Origin of the sequence: Massilimicrobiota sp. An142, assembly GCF_002160725.1 — a bacterium.
GTDB classification, from domain to species: Bacteria; Bacillota_I; Bacilli_A; order Erysipelotrichales; family Coprobacillaceae; genus Allocoprobacillus; species Allocoprobacillus merdigallinarum.
This window is the reverse complement of record NZ_NFLD01000070.1, coordinates 1-2,768: the sequence shown is the minus strand read 5'-3', so window position 1 is coordinate 2,768 and position 2,768 is coordinate 1. Positions and strand designations below refer to the sequence as shown.

The 2,768-nt window shown below is 54.2% G+C and carries 2 rRNA genes; both read left to right on the top strand.

What is annotated here, in order from left to right:
- Nucleotides 1-2,582: ribosomal RNA gene (locus B5E87_RS14670) — 23S ribosomal RNA — on the top strand; the annotation flags it as partial.
- A gap of 48 nt (nucleotides 2,583-2,630) precedes the next feature.
- Nucleotides 2,631-2,739, top strand: a 5S ribosomal RNA gene (gene rrf, locus B5E87_RS14665).
- The last annotated feature ends 29 nt before the right edge of the window (nucleotides 2,740-2,768 follow it).

The following is a 2,768-nucleotide window of genomic DNA, read 5'->3' as shown; positions in this document are numbered from 1 at the left end:
CATGACAGGAGAAGCGCAGGGGAAGGCGCAGCGAAGAGGGTGAAACTCCCGTATCCGAAGTCGTGAAGCAGGGCGAGGCAGACCCTGAGTACGTCGGGGCACGAGGAATCCTGACGGAAGGATCGAGGACCATCTCGAAAGGCTAAATACTCCCTGGTGAGCGATAGTGAACCAGTACCGTGAGGGAAAGGTGAAAAGAACCCCGGGAGGGGAGTGAAATAGAACCTGAAACCATATGCTTACAAGAAGTCAGAGCCCGTTAAAGGGTGATGGCGTGCCTTTTGTAGAATGAGCCGGCGAGTTATGATATGGAGCGAGGTTAAGCAGGAGATGCGGAGCCGAAGCGAAAGCGAGTCTTAAGAGGGCGAAAGTTGCATGTCATAGACCCGAAACCGGGTGATCTAGCCATGATCAGGTTGAAGTCGGGGTAAGACCCGATGGAGGACCGAACCGACCCCCGTTGAAACGTTGGCGGATGAATTGTGGCTAGGGGTGAAATTCCAAACGAACCCGGAGATAGCTGGTTCTCCCCGAAATAGCTTTAGGGCTAGCGTCGCAGGAAGTGCCATGAAGGTAGAGCACTGAATATGTGATGGCCTCATCCCGAGGTACTGAGCATAATCAAACTCCGAATGTCATGGAGACGATGAGCGGCAGTCAGACCATGGGTGATAAGGTCCATGGTCAAGAGGGAAACAGCCCAGACCATCAGCTAAGGTCCCCAAATACATGCTAAGTGGAAAAGGATGTGGAGATGTACAGACAACCAGGAGGTTGGCTCAGAAGCAGCCATCCTTCAAAGAGTGCGTAACAGCTCACTGGTCGAATGACTCTGCGCCGAAAATTTACCGGGGCTAAGCATGATACCGAAGCTATGGATTTACGAAAGTAAGTGGTAGGGGAGCGTTCCAGACAGCGAGGAAGGATGATCGAAAGGACATCTGGAGCGTGTGGAAGAGAGAATGCCGGTGTGAGTAGCGGCACGTGGGTGAGAATCCCACGCACCGAAGACCCAAGGTTTCCAGAGGAAGGTTCGTCCGCTCTGGGTAAGTCGGGACCTAAGGCGAGGCCGAGAGGCGTAGCCGATGGACAACGGGTAGAGATTCCCGTACCTGGCTGTGGGTGAAGGAGTGACGGAGACGGCTAGGCCAACCAGCGGCTGGAAGAGCTGGAGCAAGCGAGGTAGGGGTCATCCAGGCAAATCCGGATGGCATAACCCGAAGGCGTGACGCGGATGGAACATTGCGATAAGTACAGAAGAGGCCAAAGCCGGCTTCCAAGAAAAGCTTCTAGCAAAACTGCAGACAGCCCGTACCGAAAATGGACACACATGGGTGAGGAGAGAATCCTAAGGTGAGCGAGAGAACTATAGCTAAGGAACTCTGCAAAATGACTCCGTAACTTAGGGAGAAGGAGTGCTCAGTGGAAGCTGAGCCGCAGTGAAACGGCCCAAGCGACTGTTTACCAAAAACACAGCTCTCTGCGAAGACGCAAGTCGAAGTATAGGGGGTGACGCCTGCCCGGTGCTGGAAGGTTAAGGGGAGTGGTCAGCGAAAGCGAAGCCATGAACCGAAGCCCCAGTAAACGGCGGCCGTAACTATAACGGTCCTAAGGTAGCGAAATTCCTTGTCAGGTAAGTTCTGACCCGCACGAAAGGCGTAACGATTTGGGCGCTGTCTCGGCTGTAGACTCGGTGAAGTCTTAGTACCTGTGAAGATGCAGGTTACCCGCGACTAGACGGGAAGACCCCATGGAGCTTTACTGTAGCTTGATATTGGACTCTGATGCATGATGTACAGGATAGGTAGGAGGCAAGGATACGGATACGCCAGTATTCGAGGAGCCGACGTTGGGATACTACCCTTGATGCATTGGAGTTCTAACCGGACGACATGGAGCTGTCGACGGGACAGTGTCAGGTGGGCAGTTTGACTGGGGCGGTCGCCTCCCAAAGAGTAACGGAGGCGCCCAAAGATACCCTCAGCATGGATGGAAACCATGCGCAGAGTGCAAAGGCAAAAGGGTGTTTGACTGCGAGACAGACAAGTCGAGCAGGGACGAAAGTCGGGCTTAGTGATCCGGCGGCACCGAATGGAAGGGCCGTCGCTCAACGGATAAAAGCTACCCTGGGGATAACAGGCTGATCTCCCCCAAGAGTTCACATCGACGGGGAGGTTTGGCACCTCGATGTCGGCTCATCGCATCCTGGAGCTGAAGTCGGTTCCAAGGGTTGGGCTGTTCGCCCATTAAAGCGGTACGCGAGCTGGGTTCAGAACGTCGTGAGACAGTTCGGTCCCTATCTGTCGTGGGCGCAGGAAGTTTGAGGAGAGCTGCCCTCAGTACGAGAGGACCGGGGTGGACGGACCGATGGTGCACCAGTTGTCACGCCAGTGGCACAGCTGGGTAGCCAAGTCCGGAAGGGATAAACGCTGAAGGCATCTAAGCGTGAAGCCCCCTCCAAGATGAGACTTCCCATTCTTCGGAAGTAAGGTTCCTCCAAGACGAGGAGGTAGATAGGTCATGGGTGCAAGCATGGTGACATGCTGAGCTGAATGATACTAATAGACCGAGGGCTTAGCCGAAGTGGAAGAGAGAGGCTGTTCAGTTTTGAGCGTTCGTGCTCGAAGGGATCTGGTGGTGAAGGCGTGATGGAAACACCTGTACCCATGCCGAACACAGAAGTTAAGCATCACAGCGGCGAAGATAGTAGGCAACTGCGAAAATAGCACGCTGCCAGTCCATGTGAGGGAATAGTCATTCTATTCCCT